Genomic DNA, 1,142 nt, shown 5'->3' with positions numbered 1-1,142 from the left:
CAAGTCAGGACTTTCCTTTTTTAAAAGTTATAAAAAGCTCAATTTCAAGTAGAAGTTAGCCATTCAACAAAAAAATCTGAGGTGACTTGTAGTTTAAAACTTTATTAGGATCGTTATTAATCCAATTTTCGATGAAAGTGACTTGTTTGTGGATCGTTTTCTTAACTCCCTTAGGAAGCCATCGTCTGATAAGTCTGTTATGATTCTCGTTTGTTCCTCTTTCCCGTGAGGAGTAAGGGTACGCGTAATAGATGTTGTCCTGTGGAAATATCTCAGCTAGTCTATTAAACTCCGTTCCATTATCAGCCGTGATGAATTTGATGGTATTAGTTTCCATAAGTGCAGCGACAGCTTGATTGACCAACTGAGCAGTTTTGTCAGGGATTAGTCGGATAATCTGGTGCCGACTTCTGCGGTCAGTGAGGGTGAGAAGGCACTGATTTTTCTGCTTGGTCAGAATGACGGTATCCATCTCATAATGCCCATTTTCAAGACGTTGGTTGATGATTTCAGGTCGTCCCTCAATAGACTTCCCAACAGGTTTAAACCGCGGACTAGCCCCCTTCTTTTCAGCTTTTGGCTTTCTGGGGTAAATCAAGTCCTTGTAGGTCAGTCCTATCTGTCCATGATGAATCAAGTAGTAGATGGTAGATATGGGGACATTGACTTTCTTTGCATTTACCATCATATTTCGGGATAGTATTTCTGCTTGATATAGTGCAAGATTTTCTCCTTGATAGCCTTATCAAGTCGACCCTTTTGGACAGACTTCTTTCTAGCTGATTCGTAACGACTTTGAGCAGCATCTGCAGAATAGAGCAGTTCAAACCTTCCCTTGCGTACTTGTTGGCGAACCAGCTCACGCTTGATGCCATTATGAATAGTTTGAGGTGCTTTTCCAAGCAAGAGAGCGATTTGATGATTTGATTTTTCCTCGTCCTTCCACTTTTCAATTAAACGGCGCTCAGCTATTGTTAAGTGCTTGCCTTTTGGGGTAAATTAGTAGGCATCTTAAAGAATCTCCTTGTATTTGTGGTGAACTACAAGTATATCTCTTTGAGATGTTTTTTCATACACTCGAAGTGGCTAACTTCATTTTAGAACTTTCAATTGGAAGAAAAAGTTTAAGAAAAATAAAAAAA

At 39.6% G+C, this 1,142-nt stretch carries 1 pseudogene; it reads right to left on the bottom strand.

The annotated features are described in order from the left end of the window. Positions 1 to 55: 55 nt before the first annotated feature. Positions 56 to 972 (bottom strand): annotated as a pseudogene (locus HMPREF2876_RS07435) (IS30 family transposase). Between the last annotated feature and the right edge of the window lie 170 nt (positions 973 to 1,142).

It is taken from the genome of Streptococcus sp. HMSC073A12 (assembly GCF_001812815.1).
GTDB classification, from domain to species: Bacteria; Bacillota; Bacilli; order Lactobacillales; family Streptococcaceae; genus Streptococcus; species Streptococcus vaginalis.
This window is presented reverse-complemented; position numbering and strand designations above follow the sequence as displayed.